Consider the following 21,765-nt stretch of genomic DNA (forward strand, 5'->3'; position numbering starts at 1 on the left):
TATAATACAATAATTACCATGAGATAATGGAAATGGAAGGAGCGTTGCGAGATTTATGAAGGAGTATAGTCTTTTTCTACATAGGAATGGACAGTTGCTGTTTACGTTAGCCTATAGCTTAACGAGAGATTTAGATCAGGCTGGAGAGTTGCTTGCAGAAGGGGTAGCCGTTTATTGGTCTGAGCTAAAAGAAGACGAACAACAGAATGAAAGGTTATCTCTGTTACGAGAAAAAATAGAGGATCAGGATCATATTTTTGTCTCACAAATGTACGAGATTTTCTCAGCTTTGGTACATAGAAGGTTCAATATAAGAGAAATGAGAATCTAAGTAATTATGGAATAGAGCATCAAATGATCAGTGATCGGTCGCTGGCTATGGAGGAGTCCATATCTACACTGAAAAATGAACTTCGTTCCCTATTTCTATTAAGCTATTTGTTCGGCTGGGAGAAGGAGAAAATTGCGGCTCATACCGATTTAACAATACAAATCGTAGAGAAGAAACAGAATGAAGTAATTTCTATTCTAAACCGCAGTATGTCATCTCGTTCTGGAGAGATCAGTCCTCTTTTTCTAGATCGCCACTTTGAGAAAGAACGAGCAGCAATTGCTAGTGTGGAGAGAAAGCTCATTAGAATTTCCATTGAAAAAGGACTTTCTCCAGTTGGATTGAAGAAAGGGAATAAATGGAGGGCGAGAACAAGAAAGAAAGCTTGGTTTCTTGGCATGGCTGGAGCGATTCTAGCAGGGGTACTTCTGTTGTTGTTCCTTACAGGTTTTCCGAAGTCCGTATCACTAGATCACTCGAAGGATAAGCTTGCTCCTATTCCGGATGGTCAGGTCACTATGATCAAAGCAGATGGAAGTTATTTTAAGAAAGCTGCAGCTCAGGAGGAAACTTTATTAAAGAGGTTAGAATCAGACTCAGAACAGCCCAAATATCTTGGGTATACAGTACGGCAGAAAGGAACCCGTCTGACGATTGATGGAATGATGACCATGGGGAGCGAAACAATCATCTGGTATTCCCTCGAAAATGAGGAGGGAGATAGAACGCCCAAAGTGATAAGCGGGACTTTGGATTCCGATTTTGGAGGCTCGGCAGGGGTCCTTCGAGATCATAGAGAACTGACGACAAAAGTACCGTCTAAAGTCCAGGGACAGATTATTTTTGATAGATTAGACACGTTTGACTACAAACCCGAAATGAAACAGCCCCTTCCTGCTGTATTGAGATTAGACGTATATCTAGGCTCAGAGAAGTCGGATTATACGGCTTATCAAATTGATATTCCTGGTGGAGAGGAAGATAATTTCGCCATAACCATTAAGCCAAATCAGCAAATTGGATTCGGCGAATATAAAATTACATTAACCGAAGTGAATTATACCAAGTATGTGACCGAAGTGAAGTGGGAGTCTGATCCTGCTAATCCCAAAGATATTGATCATTTACTAGAACCCATGCTTCTGATGAAGGTAGAAGAAGGGGATCGCCATTTTCCTTCCATAAGAACAAGTGCAGATGGAAGAACGATTTATTTTCCTACATTAGTATATGAGGGCTATGTTAACCCTACTGAGTTTCAAATAAGCGGTGCGTTAACGGCACTAGAAAATCAAGAATTCATTGTAAATACGGATCAGGGTGAATTATTAGATGCACCTGCATCGTTTGATGGGACTTACGAGATCGAGAAAGATGTAGATAAAGGAACCATCACTTTTCATTACACGATTACTGATCAAGAGAAATGGCTGTTCCTTGAGAATCAGTATAGAGAAGAGATGAATTAGGTAATAAACATGATGTGCTAGAGAAGAAACGGGTGCAGAATCAGTTCTCTTACACCTTAGCTGATCAAGAATATAGTCAGCCTGTGCATTTCATCGTTATGGGCTATCCAGATCAAATTGTACAGGAAGCAAAAGTGATGATTTTTGAATAAAGGGCATTCACGACAAGGAGGAATTCGATATTGAGTTCATACCATTCATATCAAGATGAAGAATTAACGACAGCTGTGAATCAGGCAGATTTCGGGGCGTACGCGGAATTGGTAGATCGAAAAAAAGGAGAGTTATATCGGATTAGTTCTGCTCTTACGAGAGAACACATACGGGCAAAGCAGTTGCTCCAAGATACAATTGCTGCAGTCTGGTATGAATGCAGGAAAAGTAAAGATCAAGAAAAGGATATATCGCTTCTTTTCATGCAGACGCTGTTAGTACTAGACAAGAAGAGGCAAGGCAAGAGGCGGCAGAATCTGTCTTCTATAGAAGAAGTCTCAATGGAAGCAATCTCGAAGGAAACAACCTCGAAGGAAACATCGTCGGTGGAAGGAAGTTCGATGAGGGGAATTTCTATGGAACCAAGAGATACAGATGAGAGCCCAAGCGAATCTCTTCCAGTAAAACAGATGATAAGCCAGCAGTCGAAGCAAATAGAGCAGGCGATTGATCGCATGTCAGCTTCCGTAAGGCAAGTGTTCCTGCTCACCTATCTTGCAGAGAAAGACAGCTCTGAAATTGCCTCATACACAGGGAAGACTGAAAAGCATGTGACTCGTTACTTGCAGCAAGCGATGACGATTATCGCAAAGGAAATTGGAGAAAATAGTGGAGATATGCTTTTATCTTTACTGCGGAAGCATTTTGAAGATGAGAGAGAAACAATGCGATTAAACCTAGCTGAAAAGAATTGGGATTCTGCTGTGCAGCAAGGTTTGCAGGATGCAAGGAAAGGCAAGAAGCCGCCGCGGCGTACGAGGAATATAGCAGGCTGGTCTATTAGTGGGATCATTGCAATTCTTGCCGTCACACTCCTTGTTCTCCATCCTTGGACTCCAGAAAAAATCCATGAGGCATTGAATCGGGAAGGAACACTCGTTGTACCTGATCTGAGTTCTATGATGGAGACAGGTGAGGAGGATAATCTTATCAAGGAAAAAATAGATGACGGTGATTATGTAGAGCTGGGACAGGCGATGGAGACAGATAACGGTGTGCGTCTCATATTGGATGCAGCCATGACTTTTGGCGAAGAGAAGATATTTTGGTATACGCTTGAAAAGGGGAAGTCACAAAGTATTCCGTTTATATCAAAGGGCGAAGTTATGGATGCAAGTGAAACAGACGTAATTGGGAAAATTCAAGCAACTAACGACTTTACAAGTGAGAGCGATTCATCCTTGAAAGGGATGATGATATTAACTAAAAATGATAGATCTCTGCTGAAGTCTACGGAAGGAGCACTATTAAAGTTCGTAATTGAAACTCAGGAGGATCAGCGTAACCGTAACTATAGTCTCTCTACGCCTTATCCTAAACTGCCGGAAGAGGAAGCAAAGCATGTGATACTGCACGATAGCTTTACTGTGGAGGGACAATCTTTTGAATTAACTGAGCTGATTATGACAACAGAGTATACTCAAGTGGGATTGAAACCAGATCCTGAGAACAGGTATAGTATCGACAGTATAGATAGCATTGTTCTAGAAATAGAGACTGACGATAACCTTCGTGGATATGGAGCTTTTGAAATGGGATTCGATTATCTTCTTTTTCCATCCATTTATTATGAAGAATTTGATCATCTCCGGCTTAGCATGGAAGATACTTTAGCAAATGACGATCCTGTTCTAGTGGTTAATACAGACAACGGAAAGATCGTCTTATCACCTAAAGATGCAGAAGATGCTACTACCGAATTATCTATTGATCAAAGCACGATCGAAGATGGTTATTTTACAGTCCATTTTCCGATATGGGAAGGAACTAATTATAGTATTTCGTACCGATATGAAGATGCAGCAGGTAATACCTTCTTTGTTCAGGATTATAAATATAGTGAAAAAGGCCGGCCTGCTTCTTTAAAACTGAGTGATTTTAGCCATGTGCAGCCATTAACCTTTCATTTAGAATTTAACTCAGATACCACCATTGATAGCCAAACCGGAACCCGAATCAGTATCCCCCTCATTGATTCTTCAGTTAACACGAAGGAGTGATTGAAAGATGGCAAAAATAAATCGAGGGCGCTACACAGCGAAAATGGAACAAGGATATGCTGTTCTTATCATCGGCATGCGAGTGAATAAACTATGGGCGATATCGTCTTGGCTGCCTGTATTCACCGCCATGGGCCGAATGATTCGTGAGCTGTATACACATAAAGAATGGGGATTCTTATCTGCTGAATTCATGTTTACCGCGCGGGGTGTTACCGTCATCCAGTACTGGCGCTCGTTTGGCGATATGGAGCGATATGCTAGGGAAGGGAGCATTCATCTAAAAGCCTGGCGTGAATTTAACCAACTCTCCCGTAAAACCGATGCGGTAGGTGTTTACCATGAGAGTTACCTCATTGAGCCGGGACAATATGAAAATGTATACGTCAATATGCCGTCCTTTGGACTTGGAAAGGCGGGAAACTTGATTCCAGCTGACCCGCATCAAGCGGCAAGGGACCGGCTAGCGCACACCGATAAGCAAGAAGAATAGATCTTTTGTTACAAAAATTAGGGAAAAGCAGCTTTTATATGGTTAATAGAACAGTAACTGAATCAATTTCATAATACCTTTAGTTGCTTTAATCAGAGGGATATATAGATCAAAATGGTTGTATTTGTCTATATATAGTTTCAAATGTATCGTTTTAATGAGTTATGAAATTGATGTAACTAGACTAGCTATGAAAGAGGTGCGATTCAGATGACGAACGAACAAGCGCAAACAGCTGAAGAAGTATTATTTTATACAGGAACGTATTCGACAGCAAAGAAACCGAGTATTTTTCTTATCGCAGCCAATAAAGCAACCGGTCAAATGCGTGTAATGAATCAGATGGACGGCATTGACCAGCCTTCTTTTGTAGCACTGCATCCAAGTGGAGAGAAACTGTATGCAGTAAGTGAAAAAGCGGAAGGGGAACTGTTTACCTACCAAGTGGATGCTTCTACCAAGCAACTTCATCTCTTAGACCGGAAATCAACAGAAGGTGCAGACCCGTGCTATGTGTCCGTTGATGCAGCCGGTCGCTATGTCTTTGTTGCTAACTATTCGAGCGGAAGTGTTAATGTATTTAGCTTAGATGATTCAGGTCTTCCGCTAGAAATGAGTGCCAAGATTCAGCATGTAGGGGAGGGATTTCGTAAAGACCGCCAAGAGGGACCGCATGCTCACTCAATTCTGCCAAGCGCTGACGGTAACTTTGTCTATGTATGTGATCTTGGTTTAGACCAGCTCATTGTCTACCGTAACGAGGATGGCAAGCTTTCGACTCATTATGAATTAAAATTACCTGCCGGATCAGGACCTAGACATCTTGTCATTCATCCGTCTGAGAAATTCGCTTATGTTGTGAATGAGCTGAATAGTACGGTTACAGCCATGACCTATAACAAAAATCGCGGGGAATTCCAAATTACGCATCATATCCCGACACGTGGAGAGAACGCGCAAGATGAGAATACAGGGGCAGATATCCGAGTATCTCCTTGCGGTCGTTTCTTATATGCCTCAAATCGAGGCGATGATACGATTTCTCTTTTCCATATTAATGAGGAAACAGGGGAGCTTACAGCCATAGAACAAGTATCTACAGGAGGGAAAACCCCGCGCAATTTCAATCTCCTTGCGGGAGGGCTGCTGATTGCTGCTAATCAGGGGACGAATAACCTTGTTTCTTTCCGCATAGACCGTGATACAGGCAAGCTCTCAAAAACCGGATTTGAATTAGAACTGCAATCACCCGTATGTATTGAGCCGCTAAACTAAAGAACATGATTACGAAAACATAAACTTTGCCTTTGGGTAAAGTTTATGTTTTTTTATGCTATTTTACAGATTTACGAATAGGACGAACCTTCGCACGATATATTGACCAACAAGCAGGTATCCTAGCGGAGGTGTGTGTCGGCAATGCCCTATATTTTAAGATATAACGGAACTACAAATGGATCGATTACGTTTACCGGAAATACACTCGGGCTTAATAAAGTAGCCAACCAGAATAATCAGGGAACGACAGGCTCCATTGGAGCATTTAGTACATTAAATACGACACTTCGAGCTGGAAACTTTCCCTTAGGTACGACACTGAATTATACACTGAACGGTTCGAGAGCAGTTCTTGACATTCCGAGCGGTGCATCGGTGCTGTATGCTGAATTAATCTGGTCAGGTTCCTACGATGCGGGGGGAGGGAGCGTGCTTGGTGCTGTAGGGAATCCGATCTCTTTTTCGACACCTATTGGTACAACCGCCGTATCTCCTGACCCGGCAACCGCACAAAATACCGCGCCGATCCGCAGCAACTATGTAAATTCAGCTATTGTTACTGCCTTGGTGCAGGAAGGAGGGCCAGGTACATATGCAGCAGGTACAGTACCAGCTACGGTAACAGCGTCAAATAATAATGATAATTTTGCTGGCTGGACACTGGCAGTGATCTATTCAAGCCCTTTTTTACCTTCCCGAAATATTAGTTTTTATGTAGGTGCAGAGATTGTAAATCAGGCGCTTGGAAGCACAACGACGACCATTGGCGGATTTGCTACCCCAGTAACTGGAACGGTGAACGGCCGCCTGTTGGTCAGTGCAAGTGAAGGAGATCCGCAGCTCGTAGGAGATCAACTTAGATTTGGACCTACCATAGCTACGCTGGCTCCCATATCCGGTCCTAACAACCCGGTGGATAATTTTTTCTGCTCACAGATTAATAATGATCAAGGTTTGCTTGATACTAGGGGAACGTTTGGAACACTTAACAGTCCTCCGGGAGGGGCTACGATTGGGGCAAGACAAGGCTGGGATATTACAAATGTGAATGTATCTTCCTCACTAACTAACTCACAAACGACGGCTGTGATTCAGGCTACTTCCCAAGGGGATGCTTACCTGGTGAATTCACTTGGACTACAGGTGGATGTGAATGCTCCATTTTTTGTGTTTACGAAAAGCTCAAATACCTCATCTACCCTTGTAGGAAACTCTATTCAGTACACATTAACCGTTAGCAATACGGGTACGGCTGCTGCTTCACTCGTCTTACTTAAAGATAATTTCCCTTCGTCAGGAAGTTTTGTACCGGGTTCTCTCTTTGTGAATGGAGTAAACCAACCGGGTGCAGATCCCGTGACAGGTGTTGCTCTTGGGACAGTGAATCCAGGACAGACGCGTACAATCGTATACTCTGTTCAAATTGTGTCAAGGCCTGCTGGATCAGTACAATCGAATGTAGCTGAAATCTCCTATAACTTTCAAAGTTTACCTGGCGGTCCTATCTTCCAAGGTACCTCTCGATCCAATGGAAACATCGTATCCATCGGCAATCAGCCGCCAACTACACAAAATTATGCCGTGGTAACCAACGGAAACACAGCTGTTTCCGGCCAAGTTACGGGCAGCGACCCTGATGGCGATCCGTTGTCGTTCACTCTCAATTCCGTTCCTACGAGTGGAACCGACCTAGTAAATACAGATGGTACCTATACGTATACCCCGAATCCTGGGTTTGCAGGAAACGATTCATTCACGGTACTTGTAAGTGATGGATTCGGAGGGACTGCTGTATCTACGGTGGCAGTGACCGTATTAAATCAGCCGCCAATCGCAAATAACCTCGATGTGACCACAAGTAAGAATACGCCGCTGAGCGGTCAAGTAACCGCCGCCGATCCGAATGGTGATGGGTTAATTTATAGTCTGAACTCGGCTCCGGCAAACGGCACGGTTACCATAAATCCAGACGGAACTTTTGAATATATACCGAACACAGACTATATAGGGAATGATTCCTTCACTTTCCTCGCTGCCGATCCGAATGGAGGAACAGCAATTGGGGCTGTGACGATCCACATACTCAATCGTCCGCCGATTACGCAGAATGTAAATCTGACGACACCTGCAAATGTGGCTGCGTCAGGTCAGGTTACGGCCAGTGATCCAGATGGAGATCCGCTCACCTTTACACAAAACACTTCTCCTGTGAACGGTACAACACAAGTCAATCCGGATGGAACCTTTACGTATATTCCGAATCCTAGTTTCATAGGCACCGATTCTTTTACCGTGCTTGTAACGGATATTAGCGGGGGCACAGCGGTATCTACTGTAACGATTGAGGTTGTTAATTTACCGCCTGTAACAAATAATCTTAATCTCGCAACAGGAGAGAACATCCCCGTATCAGGTCAAGTAACCGCTACCGATCCGAATAGTGACCCACTTACATTTGCTTTGACGGGGGCTCCGGCTAGCGGAACTGCAGTCGTAAATCCGGATGGTACGTTTACGTATATACCGAATCCGGGATTCGTAGGTACCGACACATTTAATGTGGTCGTCAGTGATGGAAACGGAGGCACGGCAATCTCTGTTGTAACGATCCAGGTAACCAACCAACCACCTATTCCGCAAAATTTGACCTTAACAACTGCGGGGAATACACCGGCATCAGGTCAGGTTGTAGCAACCGACCCGAACGGCGATCCGTTAACGTACAGTTTGAATTCAGCACCGACTAACGGAACAGTAGTGATCAATCCAGATGGAACGTTTACGTATACACCGGGTGCGAATTTCTCGGGAACGGATGCTTTTACGTATCTTGTATCGGATGGGATTGGAGGCACAGCGGTAGGTAATGTGACCATTAATGTGCTGAATCAGCCGCCATCCACGAGTGATGTTTCCCTTTCGACGATCCAAAATATGATGGCTACAGGCCAGGTGATCGCCACGGATCCCAATGGGGACCCGTTAACGTATACTTTGCAGTCTCCTCCTGTAAGCGGTACGGCAGTTGTTAATCCAGATGGAAGTTTCGACTATACACCGAATACCGGTTTTACAGGACCTGATTCTTTTACTGTACTGGTGTCTGATGGATTTGGAGGAACTGCGATTGCAACAGTGACCATTAACGTGGTTAACCAGCCTCCTATAGCACAAACACAAAATTTCTCTACGGTACAAAATACAGCCTTATCTGGACAGATTATTGCGACGGATCCCGATGGTGATGCTCTTACTTATCAGCTGTCATCTCTTCCGGTAAATGGGACGGCAGTCGTAAACCCAGACGGTACGTTTACGTATACCCCAGCTACCGGGTTTGTAGGCACCGATTCCTTTACTGTTCTTGTTAGTGATGGAAAGGGTGGAACGGCAGTGGGAACGGCTATTGTCAGAGTAGCGGATCAAGCGCCGATAGCACAGGACTTGGCTATAACGACGAACGTTAATACACCGGTAGCCGGTCAAATTCTTGCAACCGATCCGGATGGAGACCCGCTTACGTATACATTATCTGTACCACCTAGTAATGGGGTTGTTGTACTGAACTCAGATGGAACCTTTACGTATACACCAAATTTCAACTTCTTCGGAATTGATAATTTCTCTGTGTTAGTGAGTGATGGAAAAGGAGGGACAGCTACCTCTAACGTGCAAGTGGGTGTTCCGGTTGCTGCGCCTGTTACATCCGATGTAACGCTGAATACGAACACAAATATTCCGGTATCCGGCCAGGTGATAGCTACCGATCCGCAAGGCGAGACTCTGACCTATACTGTATCAGCTGGACCTGCGAATGGCTCTGTCGCTTTGAATTCGGCGGATGGAACCTTTACGTATACCCCAAACCCGGGGTTTGCTGGCACGGACACTTTCTCTGTGCTTGTTACGAATACAAGCGGGGTTTTCGTTACTTCGGTCGTAACCATTAACGTAGATAACCAGCCTCCGGTGGTACCAGATTATTCTCTTGACACCGTACAGAATATCCCGGTTGGTGGTCAAATTATAGCTACGGACCCGGATGGAAACGTGTTAACGTACTCACTAGCTATTGCACCAACACAAGGTACAGCGTTGGTAAATCCGGATGGAACCTTTACGTATACGCCGAATCCAGGTGTCGTCGGGACGGACATTTTCTCTGTACTGGTTAGTGACGGAAGAGGAGGCACGGCAACCTCTGTAGTCACAGTTAACATTATTGATCAGCCTCCTGTAGCCGAGGATCTACTCCTTGCTACACCGAACGGAATCAGTGTATCTGGTGCTGTTACGGCAACAGATCCGGATGGTGATCCGCTTACGTATACGCTGAATGCAGCCCCTGCTTTTGGCACAGCGGTTGTGAATCCAGACGGTACTTTTACCTATACACCGAATGCAGGCTATGTTGGAAGAGATAGTTTCACCGTGTTAGTCGATGACGGAAAAGGCGGAACCGCGATAGTAACCGTCCAGATTGATGTCACGAACAGCCCGCCCATAGCGGTAGGAACGAATGTGTCTACTACTCAAAATACACCAGTAGCTGGAGCTGTGACGGCAACCGATCCAGAGGGTGACCCGCTTACATTTAGTTTACTCACACCTCCGGCAAACGGGGTTGTCACCGTAAATCCAGATGGAACGTTCACTTATACACCGAATGCAGGTTATGTAGGTCCAGATAGTTTCACTGTACTCATTAGTGATGGCCTAGGCGGAACAGCAATAGCGACGGCTACTGTTAATGTAACGGATCTCCCGCCGGTAACGTCCGATGTAAGTGTTTCGACGTCTATTAATTTACCGGTATCAGGGCAAGTGACAGCAACCGATCCGGAAGGTGACCTGCTTACGTTTAGTCTTTTATCACCGCCGGTAAATGGTACGGCAGCAGTGAATCCAGATGGAACCTTTACGTATACACCAAATCCAGGTTATGTAGGTCCTGATGCGTTTACCATTCTCGTGAGTGATGGAAAAGGAGGAACGGCGGTATCAACGGTCAATGTTCAAGTGGTTAATCAGCCGCCGCTCACCCAAAATTCAACTGTATCCACAGTGCAGCCAATACCGGTAACAGGAGCAGTTATTGCAACCGATCCCGATGGAGATCCGCTCACCTATACGGTACATTCACTACCTGCTAATGGAACACTGATCTTGAACCCGGATGGAACGTTCACGTACACACCTGCGGGTGGGTTCTATGGCACCGACTTCTTCACTGTAACGGTCAGCGACGGAAGAGGAGGAGTTGCAGTAGCCGCAGTTACAGTAAACGTGAATGCGAGTCCTCCTGCAGTTCAAAGTCAGAACCTTGAGACCGGAGTAAATGTACCGATATCGGGTCAAATCGTTGCTGTTGATCCAAATGGGCTGCCGCTCACTTATTCTTTGCAATCTCCACCCATTAATGGAACCGTAACGGTGAACCCGGATGGTACATTCACTTACACTCCAAATCTCGGTTATGGCGGGCAGGATAGCTTCACTGTACAGAGTACTAATTCTGCAGGGGGTATAGGTATAGGTACAATAACGCTAATGGTAGTCAATCTTCCGCCGACTGCTACAGGTGCTAATGTATCGACGACTGAGAATATTGCCGTATCTGGAGCCATATCTGGAGCCGATCCCGATGGAGATCCGCTTACCTTTACGATCAATTCTCCTCCGACGAGTGGAACAGCGATCGTGAATCCAGACGGTACGTTTACGTATACACCGAATACCGGATTTGTAGGCAGTGACTCGTTCACCATTTTAGTTAGTGATGGAAACGGAGGAACAGCGATAGCTCCGGTTACTGTTCAAGTGACGGGCCGGCCTCCGGTTACAGAGGATCAGGTGATTTCAACAAGTCCAAATACGCCGGTTAATGGACAGATTATTGCTTCCGATCCCGATGGAGATCCGCTCATCTATCTCCTGGGTTCTTCTCCGACGAGTGGAACGACCCAGCTGAATCCAGATGGAAGTTTTACGTATACTCCGAACGCTGGCTTTGCAGGCACGGATTCTTTTACGGTATGGGTGAGTGATGGAAAAGGAGGAACGGCCGTTTCCACGGTAACCATTAATATTCCTGTTCTTCCGCCAATCGTAAGTGATGTTACATTTACGACGTTTGCAGGAAATCCAATAAGTGCTGTGCTCACGGCAGTCGACCCTGAAGGCTCGGTAGTTACCTTTACTCTGAGCATACCGCCTGAACAAGGTGTGGTTACGGTGAATCTAGATGGAAGTTTCACGTATACACCGGGTCCAACATTTGTAGGTACCGATCGGTTTACAGTTATTGCAGCAGATGCGAATGGTGCATCCTCCAATATCATTGTGACCATTCAGGTTGTTACCGGCACGCCGAGTGCACCAGATGTCTCACTTTCTACCCTTATCAATACTCCAGTTAACGGCGTAGTCTCAGCGAGCGCCCCAGGAGTTCTGAGCTTTACGCTCTACACGTTATTGCCGGCAAACGGCACCGTCGTTATCAACCCAGATGGTACGTTTACGTATACCCCGAATTCAGGATTTATCGGGACAGATCAGTTTAGCGTCATTGTTACCGATCTATACGGTCAAAATGCAATTTCTACCGTGACAGTAACGGTAGAAGATGATATCCCGTTTGCTAATCCGGTAAGGGTAGCTACGGTTCAAGGGCAGGCGGTGAATGGAGCTGCGATTGCGATTGATCCAAGTGGTCTTGCATTTATCTATTCTTTAGGAACTCCTCCTCAGTTCGGTACGGTAGTTGTAAATCCAGACGGTACCTTTACGTATACGCCAAATTCTGATTTTATAGGTACCGATCGTTTTACTATCATTGCAATAAACAGTGCAGGAGAATCCGTATCGATTCCTGTTAGCGTAGAAATAAGTGCTTCCGGACCGGTAGATGGACCGATTACAACGGATATCGGCATTGGAACAGCGCAAGATCAGCCTGTATCTGGGACCATTCTTGCGAGTGACCCGGCAGGGCTACCGCTGATTTATCAGCTTGCAGGTCTTCCAAATTCAGGATCAGTAGAGCTGAATCCAGATAGAAGCTTTACGTATATTCCAAACACAGGTTTTACGGGAACGGATACGTTCAGTGTGAGGGTCAGTGACAGCCTTGGACTCAGTGCTCTGTCCATCGTTACGGTTGTTGTATATCCTTCAGGCAATCCAAACTCGGTGAATATTCAGCTTACTACGACAGTAGGAACCCCTGTAAGAGATGCGCTGCCAGCGGGTCAGGGAAGTTATATTTTACGGAGCGGCCCTTCACGGGGTAGAGTAGAATTACGACCAGATGGGACTTTTGTTTATACACCAGATGCTGGATTCACCGGAATTGATGAATTTACGATACAATTCACGGATCTGGCAGGTAAGATTACTTTGTTCCTTGTTTCCGTAAAAGTGACAAAGGAAAGCAACACCTTAACCCTTCAGCTTCGTACAGAAGAAAACCGACCTCTATCAGGCAATTTAAATACGATTGGTCTCGGTCTTATTGTTACCGCACAGATCATAGATAACCCGAACAATGGAAGACTTGTACTCAATGCAAATGGAACGTATATCTATTTCCCTGATCCTGATTTTACAGGCCCAGATCAATTCACATTCATCGTAACGGATGCCCAGGAAGGTATTTATACGGTCATTGTCAATGTACTAGTCTATCCGGAAGGGGAAGAATAGAAGAAGATTTCATTTTAGATGTTGATAAAAAAGGAACCCGGAAGCCTCGATTATCGAGACCTTCCGGGTTTCTTTTTTGGGTTTGACTTTTTCTTTTTTATGGGATTCTTTTTAGAAGGAAGGAGGGGGACAGTTTTATGTTTTGATCTATTTTTTGAAATCCCTTTTGTTTTCCTAGCAGGTTTCCTTGCGATTGGCACGTTTATAGACTCTGGCTTAGATGAGGAAGGGGAAGATGGTTCCACCGGAATCATCGGTTTGGCTTCCATATGAGAAGATTCGGCTTCCTGAGAGCCGAGCATGGAGAGATGCTCCGTATAGTAGACCTTTTCAATCTCACGCGCATTCTGAAAAGATAAACGCTGCTCGCTCACATACTCCGGCTCCTCCCAACTTCTTTGTTTTAGATAGGTAAGCTCTTCGGGAGAGATCTCTTCTTTCACAACAACAAGCTGGTACATGATTTGGTAGGCCACATTAAGCTGGCTTTGTCTTAACAGACTGAGCTCCAGTGGATCGTACGCTTTATAGATGGGAAAATAAAAAAACTCTAGGTGCAAGAGCCGAAAATCTATTCCTATCTCCTGCTCCGCTTCGGTAAGGGACCAGGCTGTATGTTGACGAAAGAGATACTCTTCCTGGTCTACATGATAATGAGGATCCTGCGTCCAGTAACGAGGGGAATGCTCGTTGAAAAATTGTTTAAAATGAGGGTTTGTCATGTGTGCTGTTACATGCGCATAAGGCGCTATAATGCATACAACCGCACCATGTTTACATACACGATATATCTCTTTAAGAACAGGCTGCAAATGATGAACATACTGCAAACTGTGGGAAGCCATGATGTAGCTGACGGAATTATCTTCGAACGGCAGTGGCTCGTTTATGTCATGGATGATATCCACTGCATCGTAAGGAAAGCGGTCAATCCCTATACATCCAGGCAATTTTTGATTGCCACAACCTAGATCCACTCTCATAAATAAACCTACTTTCTGTAGTCCCCCTCACTGTATTCATACACTGCCTCCAAGCACTACCTCTTATAGCTGTATTCGGAAAGTACCCCTGATGTATGAGCATTTATCCAGACAGACGACCCATTCTTACTAAGCGGCAATGTACTTTGTTCATTTCTATCTATCTCGCAGCAGAAAGTGTCATTAAATTAAGGAGCGAGACCTATATAAGGAATAATTAGATTAGAATATAATATGAACCACAATATAAAGCGCTTACATTCATTGATAGTTTTACCACCATCCTAATTGCCTTGGAGGGATACGTAGTGAACAGGAAAATGAGAAAAAGTGTACGGAAATTAGGAATTTGTATTTTAGCAGCAGGGATATGTTATTCAGCAGTTGGCTTTTCTGGACAAGCCCAAGCCGCAAATCCAAGACAGATGGAATACCTGGACCGAGGTGTAGTTGCTGTAAAGACAGATAATGGGGTATTTGTGAGCTGGCGGTTACTGGGCACAGAAGGATCTGGCGTAACGTTTAATGTATACCGAGATGGTGTGAAGGTGAATGCAACACCAATTATGAACAGTACGAATCTTCAGGATTCGGCAGGTACAACCGGTTCAAAGTATACAGTGAGGGCTGTCGTTAATGGAGCGGAGCAAGCTGCGTCCACTGCCGTAAGTGTATGGGGATCCCATTATTTATCGGTTCCACTAAGTAAACCGGCAGGCGGAACAACACCGGACGGAGTAAATTATACGTATAGCGCAAATGATGCGAGTGCAGGGGATCTGGATGGAGATGGTACATATGAGCTTATTGTGAAATGGGATCCTTCCAACTCGAAAGATAATTCTCAAAGCGGCTACACAGGAGAAGTGTTTATTGATGCTTATAAGCTGGATGGAACCCGTTTATGGCGGATTGGTCTTGGCAAAAATATTCGGGCAGGTGCGCATTACACTCAGTTCATGGTATACGATTTGGACGGGGATGGAAAAGCAGAGGTTGCCATGAAAACAGCAGACGGAAGTAAAGATGGTACCGGTGCTGTGATTGGGGATGGAACGAAAGATTATCGTAACAGCAGCGGATACATTTTGACTGGTCCCGAGTACTTAACGATCTTTAATGGCTTAACTGGAAAGGCACTTACAACGGTAAACTATGACCCGCCGCGTGGTACAGTAAGCAGCTGGGGGGATAACTATGGGAACCGGGTCGATCGTTTCTTGGCAGGAATTGCGTATCTCGACGGGGAGAGACCAAGTCTCGTTATGGCTCGCGGCTACTATACTCGTTCTGTCCTGGTTGCCTATGATTATCGGAATGGACAATTAACAAAACGCTGGACTTTTGATACGAATACTTCGGGCAACAGTGCGTATGCAGGGCAAGGAAATCACAGTCTCAGTGTAGGAGACGTCGATAATGATGGAAAAGACGAGATTATCTATGGTGCTATGGCCGTGGATGATAATGGAACGGGACTTTATACGACGAAGCTTGGACATGGCGATGCCATGCATCTTAGCGACCTCGATCCAGATCGTACAGGAATGGAAGTATTTCAGGTGCATGAAACCCCTTCGGCTACAGCGGGAATTGAATTTCGTGATGCGAGAACAGGCACGCTCATCTGGGGAATTCCGACAAGTGCTGATATTGGACGAGGGATGGCTGCAGATATTGATCCAAGATATAAAGGAGCAGAGGTGTGGGCTGCAGGATCCATGTACACTGCAAAAGGACAGCTGATCAGCAATAAACTGCCTTCCACGAATTTTGGAATCTGGTGGGATGGCGATCTCAGCCGTGAACTGTTAGATAATAACCGGATCGATAAGTGGAATTACGACACTTCTACAGTAACAAATCTGCTTACTGCATCGGGTGCGGCCAGCAATAACGGCACGAAAGCTACACCCGCACTGCAAGCAGATCTACTCGGAGATTGGCGGGAAGAAGCCGTCTGGCGAACAACGGACAGTACTGCACTCCGAATCTATACTACCACGGCTCTAACCGAAACGAGGATTTATACGCTGATGCATGATCCTGTGTATCGTCTTGGTATCGCATGGCAAAATGTGGCCTATAATCAGCCGCCTCATACGAGTTTTTATCTCGGCACAGGGATGGATACTCCTCCTACACCGAATATACGATTGACGGCAGCGCCATAAGACAGACATGCAAATCTTGTTATCATGAAGAAGTGAATCATATCTGGAATCGTTTAGAAGACTGCATAGGTGCGGTCTTCTTTTTGTTATGAGCTGTTCATGCCCTTATATAAGCGGAATATGTGATTATTTGTCAAAAAGAGATCATTTAACATACAGCCACTATAACTGTTAAAAAATGTTTGACAGCCGCAGTCTGCCTCATTACAATGTACATAACATACTAAACAGGTAGGAATAAATGTTAATGCAAAACCTACCGCACGGACGAGGAACGTAAGGCAGTATAGATCCGGCAGACACGTACATTCCAAGACGGTTTGACCTGGATCTATAGGCTTTCGTTCCTCCATTTTTATATCTCATACTTATTAAGCTGGGGCAAAGGGGAGATTGTAGATGAATAAGAGGATTCGCAAAGGTCTTACAATCAGTATGGCATTATTATTAACGGCTTCGCTGGCAGCCTGCGGCGTAGATAATACACAATCTGCAGGCGGTGGAGGTGCTGGAAAGAAATCGGGAGCCATTGAATTGTTAAACGTTTCTTATGACCCTACACGTGAACTGTATGAGCAGTATAACAAAGCTTTTGCTGCTTACTATGAGCAGGAGAAAGGGCAGAAAGTGACGATTAAACAATCCCACGGAGGATCAGGTAAACAGAGCCGTTCTGTTATTGATGGTTTGGATGCAGATGTGGTGACACTTGCCCTGGGATACGATATCAGTGCTATAGAAGAAAAAGGCCTCATTAATCAAGGCTGGCAGGAGAAATTCGAACATAACAGTGCTCCTTATACATCCACTATCGTATTTCTCGTTCGTAAAGGCAATCCCAAAGGGATTAAAGATTGGGATGATCTGATCAAGGGCGATACACAGGTCATTACACCGAATCCACAAACATCCGGCGGAGCAAGATGGAACTATCTGGCTGCATGGGGTTATGCACTGAAAAAGAACAATAACGACGAAACCAAAGCAAAAGAGTTTGTAGCTGAACTATTTAAACATACACCGGTTCTTGATACAGGAGCGCGCGGTTCAACCACTACATTTGTAGAGCGTAAGATTGGTGATGTGCTGCTGGCTTGGGAGAATGAAGCTCTGTTGTCTGTAAAAGAACTGGGAAAGGACAAATTTGATATTGTCTATCCTTCGGTCAGTATTCTGGCAGAACCGCCCGTTGCTGTCGTTGATAAAAATGTAGAGAAAAAAGGTACACGAGAGGCCGCGGAAGCTTATCTTACCTACCTGTACAGTGAAGAAGGGCAAAAAATAGCAGCAGACAATTATTATCGGCCTACACTGGATACTGTAGCTGAACAGTATAAAGATGCCTTTCCGCAGATCGAACTGTTCACCATTTCGGATGTATTCGGCACTTGGGAAGAAACACAGGAGAAACATTTCAGTGAAGGCGGTATTTTCGAGCAAATCTACACACCAGGCAGCTAAAGCTTTGGCACGGCTGACCGGACAAAAACCGGAGGCGAGAAGGGATGAACAGGCATGAGTAGTAGTGGAGTGGGAACTTCCAAAGTAAGGGTCCTCCCTGGTTTTGGAATATCAATGGGTTTTACAGTTCTATACTTAAGCCTCGTGGTACTCATTCCACTGGCTGCACTTCTGTTTAATTCAACAGGTCTTACATGGGGCAAGTTCTTCGAAATGGCCAGCAATCCTCGGATTTTGGCTTCTTTTAAAGTCAGTTTTATGACTGCTGGTTTTGCTGCTTTTGCAAATTTGTTTCTAGGTTTACTGCTTGCATGGGTGTTAGTACGTTATGAGTTTCCTGGCAAAAAAATATTTGATGCGATAATTGATCTGCCCTTTGCGCTGCCTACGGCAGTCGCCGGTGTGGCACTTACCGCTTTGTATTCGCCTAACGGCTGGATCGGCTCCCTGCTTGATCCTCTTGGCATCAAAGTTGCTTTCTCTCAGCTAGGCATTACGCTCGCGCTTATGTTTATCGGAATTCCGTTTGTCGTACGGACGGTTCAGCCTGTTCTAGCTGAACTGGATACTAGTTTAGAAGAAGCAGCGGCAACGCTGGGAGCAGGACGCTGGCTGACGTTTCGCAAAGTGATTCTGCCTGAACTGATTCCGCCTCTTCTGACCGGGTTTGCGCTGGCATTTGCAAGGGGAATTGGGGAGTATGGTTCGGTCGTCTTTATCTCGGGAAACATGCCAATGAAGACGGAAATTGCTCCACTGCTCATCATGACACAGTTGGAAAAATTCGATTACGCCGGAGCTACCGCTGTCGCTTTATTGCTCTTGCTCGTATCTTTCGTACTGTTACTTCTCATTAATACGCTGCAGCGCTGGAGCCGCAAAACATCCCGAAGATAAAGAAAAGGAGGAATCCATCATGGCAGGAACCGTACCTTTAGGAACAGGAGCTAAAGTACAGACAAAAGCATCCCGGGGAGCAAGCGAAGCTGCCTGGGTTAAGTGGACACTCATTGGAGCGGCTGTACTTGTGATGGGCTGGCTCCTTATTTTACCCCTCGTTATCGTAATCACGGAAGCTTTAAAACAAGGAGTGGGCGTATTTATCGCAGCTCTTACGGAGCCGGATGCACTCGCTGCATTGAAACTCACTTTAATCGTAGCGGCAATTACCGTGCCTCTAAATACTATTTTTGGAGTTATGGCTGCTTGGCTTATTACGAAGTTTCATTTTCGAGGGAAGGGGCTGCTGATTACATTAATTGACCTTCCGTTCTCGATCTCCCCTGTAGTTGGCGGACTTATGTTTGTGCTTGTATTTGGGGCAAGCGGCTGGTTGGGTCCTTTGCTGGAGGCATGGAATACGAAGGTGATTTTTGCGGTACCCGGTATTATTCTAGCGACGTTATTCATTACTTTTCCTTTTGTAGCAAGAGAGCTTATCCCGCTCATGGAAGATCAAGGAACACAGGAAGAAGAAGCAGCGGTAATGCTTGGTGCCAAAGGGTGGAGAGTGTTTTTCTCAGTTACTTTGCCTAACATCAAGTGGGGATTACTGTATGGGGTTATTTTATGTAATGCCAGGGCAATGGGGGAATTCGGGGCTGTATCTGTCGTATCCGGGCATATCCGGGGAGAGACGAACACCTTGCCACTGCATGTTGAAATTTTGTATAACGAATATCAATTTTCAGCCTCTTTTGCTGTAGCCTCTTTGTTGTTGTTGCTGGCTCTGGCAACGCTCATATTGAAAAGCTTCTTTAGTAGGAAAAGTACACATTGAACCTAATCCCATAGAGGGCAGTGGCCTAATATAAACAGGAGGCGTTTGTAATGGCGAAACCGCTAAAAGTGGATGAAGTGTGGTTGGAACGGATTTCTGAATTACTGAATGGGATGGAGTTCGGCTCTGTATCGATCGTGGTGCACGAAGGTCAGATTGTACAGATCGAACGTACTGAGCGGAAACGATACGATAATAAGGCGGGGGCACGTACTTCGTCAGCGGGTAATGCGGGGAAGACTTCTTCTGCGGGGGCGGGGAAGGTGTAAGTGGTATATTCTGTGCTCATAGTTGGCCGGAATGGTGTATGTAGAGAGACGGGAAGCGATCTTTCGGCACTCACCCGTAGTCTAGAGGTGGCGGGAAGCGATCTTTCCGTGCTCATGCTCCACTTGTTTTGGCTGGACGTAAGTAGAATCGAGGAAGTAAATGGTCCAGCCAAAGCCAAAAGTCGCTATGATCTCGGAATGATCTTATTCCCTGGAGTCACGTTTGTGTAGGGAGAAAAAGGGTAAAGCTTCCTCCCCACGTGTGGGAGGGGTAAAGGACGTCGCTGTTTCCCGGGGGTAAACAGCGAGTCATAGAAGGAAGAAGGGAGGCAGGCTAATTAGCTGCCTTTTTTGTTATGTGAGAGGAAACGAACTTTCCGTGCTCATGCTCCGCTTGTTTTGGCTGGACGTAAGTAGACTCGGGGGAAGTAAATGGTCCAGCCAAAGCCAAAAGTCGCTATGATCTCGGAATGATCTTATTCCCTGGAGTTACGTTAGGAAAAAAGGGTAAAGCTTCCTCCCCACGTGTGGGAGGGGTAAAGGACGTCGCTGTTTCCTTCGGGTAAACAGCGAGTCATAGAGGAAAGAGGGGAGGCAGGCTAGTGATTAGCTGCCTTTTTTATGTGAGTCAGATAGTGTGTGAACGGCAATGCTCAATTAGTTTTGCTCTACTACCTCATCCCATTTACCAGGGGTTATCTCTTTATAGAGATAAGTTTTGTCTTCGAAAGTTCCCTCTATATAACGATATCCGTCTTCTACCCACTCTTTGGTCACGTCCATATAAAATGAATCTGAACTGTTGTCATATATTACTGTGTATTCGCCTCTCGATAATACAACCTCGCGCTTCTTCGGGTAAAAGGAATGATAATCTATGCTGCCTAGCTTCTCTCCCCAATATCCCGCAATTCCACCTTGATAATGATGAGAGCTAATTGTTCTGTATTTAAACTTCAGCCACGTCCTTGGATCAAAATCAAACTCAAAATATGTATTGGGTGTTACGGTGATATAGGATACTTCTCCCACGGGGTATCGTGCTTCTACTTCTTGATAAATAATGCTTTTTACAATGATTTTATAGGTGCAATAAAGAAGGACGAAGATAACAGCAAAAATAACGGGTAATTTGGTTTTGCGCTTTAGGCAAATGGCGAGAAGCAGTCCTGCTGCTAACGGAAACCATACCCACGGATCACCTAACGTCAGGGCCTCCATGATCCACAGCTTGTCACTAAAAGGATAAAGCAAAGGGATATCGTGCCCCATATAATCTAGAAACAAATGCCCTCCGATAGCCGAAGCTGTAGAAGCTCCCCACAAACGCCAGAAAGAAACTTTTCTAAGTAAAAGTTTAGCGATAAGTGCGATCCATAACACAACGATTGGAGCAAATAACAACGAATGTGTCCATGGTTGTGAATCTCGTCCACCAAGTAAGTCAGGAGCAATGCCGCTTAGTCCACCTATGAAAATGTAAGAAATACGCTGTACCCATGTTCCTACCGGGAGCAAGATGTAGGAGATAGCAGCCCCTAGAAGGGCGTGGGATAAAATATGAAAAAATAAATAGAGATGTTCATCCAAGGTAAATGGTCAGCTCCTTT

At 45.1% G+C, this 21,765-nt stretch carries 15 protein-coding genes; 13 read left to right on the top strand and 2 right to left on the bottom strand.

Annotated elements, in window-relative coordinates; all coding sequences use genetic code 11:
• Window positions 1-55 precede the first annotated feature (55 nt).
• The 7 genes from QPK24_RS02195 to QPK24_RS02225 all read left to right on the top strand — a co-directional run bounded on the left by QPK24_RS02195 (window position 56) and on the right by QPK24_RS02225 (window position 13,488).
• On the top strand, window positions 56-331 hold the full coding sequence (locus QPK24_RS02195) for a hypothetical protein (protein ID WP_285745778.1): 276 nt from the start codon (window positions 56-58) through the stop codon (window positions 329-331).
• A 23-nt stretch (window positions 332-354) separates the two neighbouring features.
• Window positions 355-1,800, top strand: a complete 1,446-nt coding sequence (locus tag QPK24_RS02200; protein ID WP_285745780.1) for a hypothetical protein — start codon at window positions 355-357, stop codon at window positions 1,798-1,800.
• Window positions 1,801-1,814: 14 nt separating this feature from the next.
• The gene (locus tag QPK24_RS02205; RefSeq protein WP_285745782.1) at window positions 1,815-1,952 is read left to right on the top strand and encodes a hypothetical protein; all 138 of its coding nucleotides are present in this window, start codon (window positions 1,815-1,817) and stop codon (window positions 1,950-1,952) included.
• Window positions 1,953-1,982: 30 nt separating this feature from the next.
• Window positions 1,983-4,013: an RNA polymerase sigma factor gene (locus tag QPK24_RS02210; RefSeq protein ID WP_285745784.1), complete on the top strand. Its 2,031-nt coding sequence runs from the start codon at window positions 1,983-1,985 to the stop codon at window positions 4,011-4,013.
• 7 nt (window positions 4,014-4,020) lie between these two features.
• The gene (locus tag QPK24_RS02215) at window positions 4,021-4,506 is read left to right on the top strand and encodes a DUF4188 domain-containing protein (RefSeq protein ID WP_285745786.1); all 486 of its coding nucleotides are present in this window, start codon (window positions 4,021-4,023) and stop codon (window positions 4,504-4,506) included.
• A gap of 210 nt (window positions 4,507-4,716) precedes the next feature.
• Complete coding sequence (locus QPK24_RS02220; RefSeq protein ID WP_285745788.1) at window positions 4,717-5,781, top strand: lactonase family protein; 1,065 nt, start codon at window positions 4,717-4,719, stop codon at window positions 5,779-5,781.
• A gap of 144 nt (window positions 5,782-5,925) precedes the next feature.
• The gene (locus QPK24_RS02225; protein ID WP_285745790.1) at window positions 5,926-13,488 is read left to right on the top strand and encodes a beta strand repeat-containing protein; all 7,563 of its coding nucleotides are present in this window, start codon (window positions 5,926-5,928) and stop codon (window positions 13,486-13,488) included.
• 50 nt (window positions 13,489-13,538) lie between these two features.
• Here QPK24_RS02225 and QPK24_RS02230 read toward each other — a convergent pair whose 3' ends face one another.
• A complete protein-coding gene (locus tag QPK24_RS02230; RefSeq protein ID WP_285745792.1) occupies window positions 13,539-14,471 on the bottom strand; it encodes a class I SAM-dependent methyltransferase in 933 nt (310 codons plus the stop codon).
• A 320-nt stretch (window positions 14,472-14,791) separates the two neighbouring features.
• Here QPK24_RS02230 and QPK24_RS02235 point away from each other — a divergent pair, with 320 nt between their 5' ends.
• From QPK24_RS02235 to QPK24_RS02260, 6 genes are all read left to right on the top strand, one after another.
• On the top strand, window positions 14,792-16,645 hold the full coding sequence (locus QPK24_RS02235; protein WP_455430335.1) for a rhamnogalacturonan lyase: 1,854 nt from the start codon (window positions 14,792-14,794) through the stop codon (window positions 16,643-16,645).
• Between the two features lie 399 nt (window positions 16,646-17,044).
• Window positions 17,045-18,106, top strand: a complete 1,062-nt coding sequence (locus tag QPK24_RS02240; protein WP_285745794.1) for a sulfate ABC transporter substrate-binding protein — start codon at window positions 17,045-17,047, stop codon at window positions 18,104-18,106.
• Window positions 18,107-18,160: 54 nt separating this feature from the next.
• Entirely contained in the window at window positions 18,161-19,003 is an 843-nt protein-coding gene (gene cysT, locus QPK24_RS02245) for a sulfate ABC transporter permease subunit CysT (RefSeq protein WP_285745796.1), read from the top strand.
• Window positions 19,004-19,022: 19 nt separating this feature from the next.
• Entirely contained in the window at window positions 19,023-19,886 is an 864-nt protein-coding gene (gene cysW, locus QPK24_RS02250) for a sulfate ABC transporter permease subunit CysW (RefSeq protein WP_160035063.1), read from the top strand.
• 50 nt (window positions 19,887-19,936) lie between these two features.
• Window positions 19,937-20,155: a YezD family protein gene (locus QPK24_RS02255; RefSeq protein WP_285745799.1), complete on the top strand. Its 219-nt coding sequence runs from the start codon at window positions 19,937-19,939 to the stop codon at window positions 20,153-20,155.
• 12 nt (window positions 20,156-20,167) lie between these two features.
• A complete protein-coding gene (locus QPK24_RS02260) occupies window positions 20,168-20,386 on the top strand; it encodes a hypothetical protein (protein ID WP_285745801.1) in 219 nt (72 codons plus the stop codon).
• Between the two features lie 426 nt (window positions 20,387-20,812).
• Here the strand turns inward: QPK24_RS02260 and QPK24_RS02265 are convergent, their stop codons facing one another.
• Entirely contained in the window at window positions 20,813-21,745 is a 933-nt protein-coding gene (locus tag QPK24_RS02265) for a metal-dependent hydrolase (RefSeq protein WP_285745803.1), read from the bottom strand.
• Window positions 21,746-21,765 lie beyond the last annotated feature (20 nt).

The organism is Paenibacillus polygoni (genome assembly GCF_030263935.1).
Lineage (GTDB): Bacteria > Bacillota > Bacilli > Paenibacillales > Paenibacillaceae > Paenibacillus > Paenibacillus polygoni.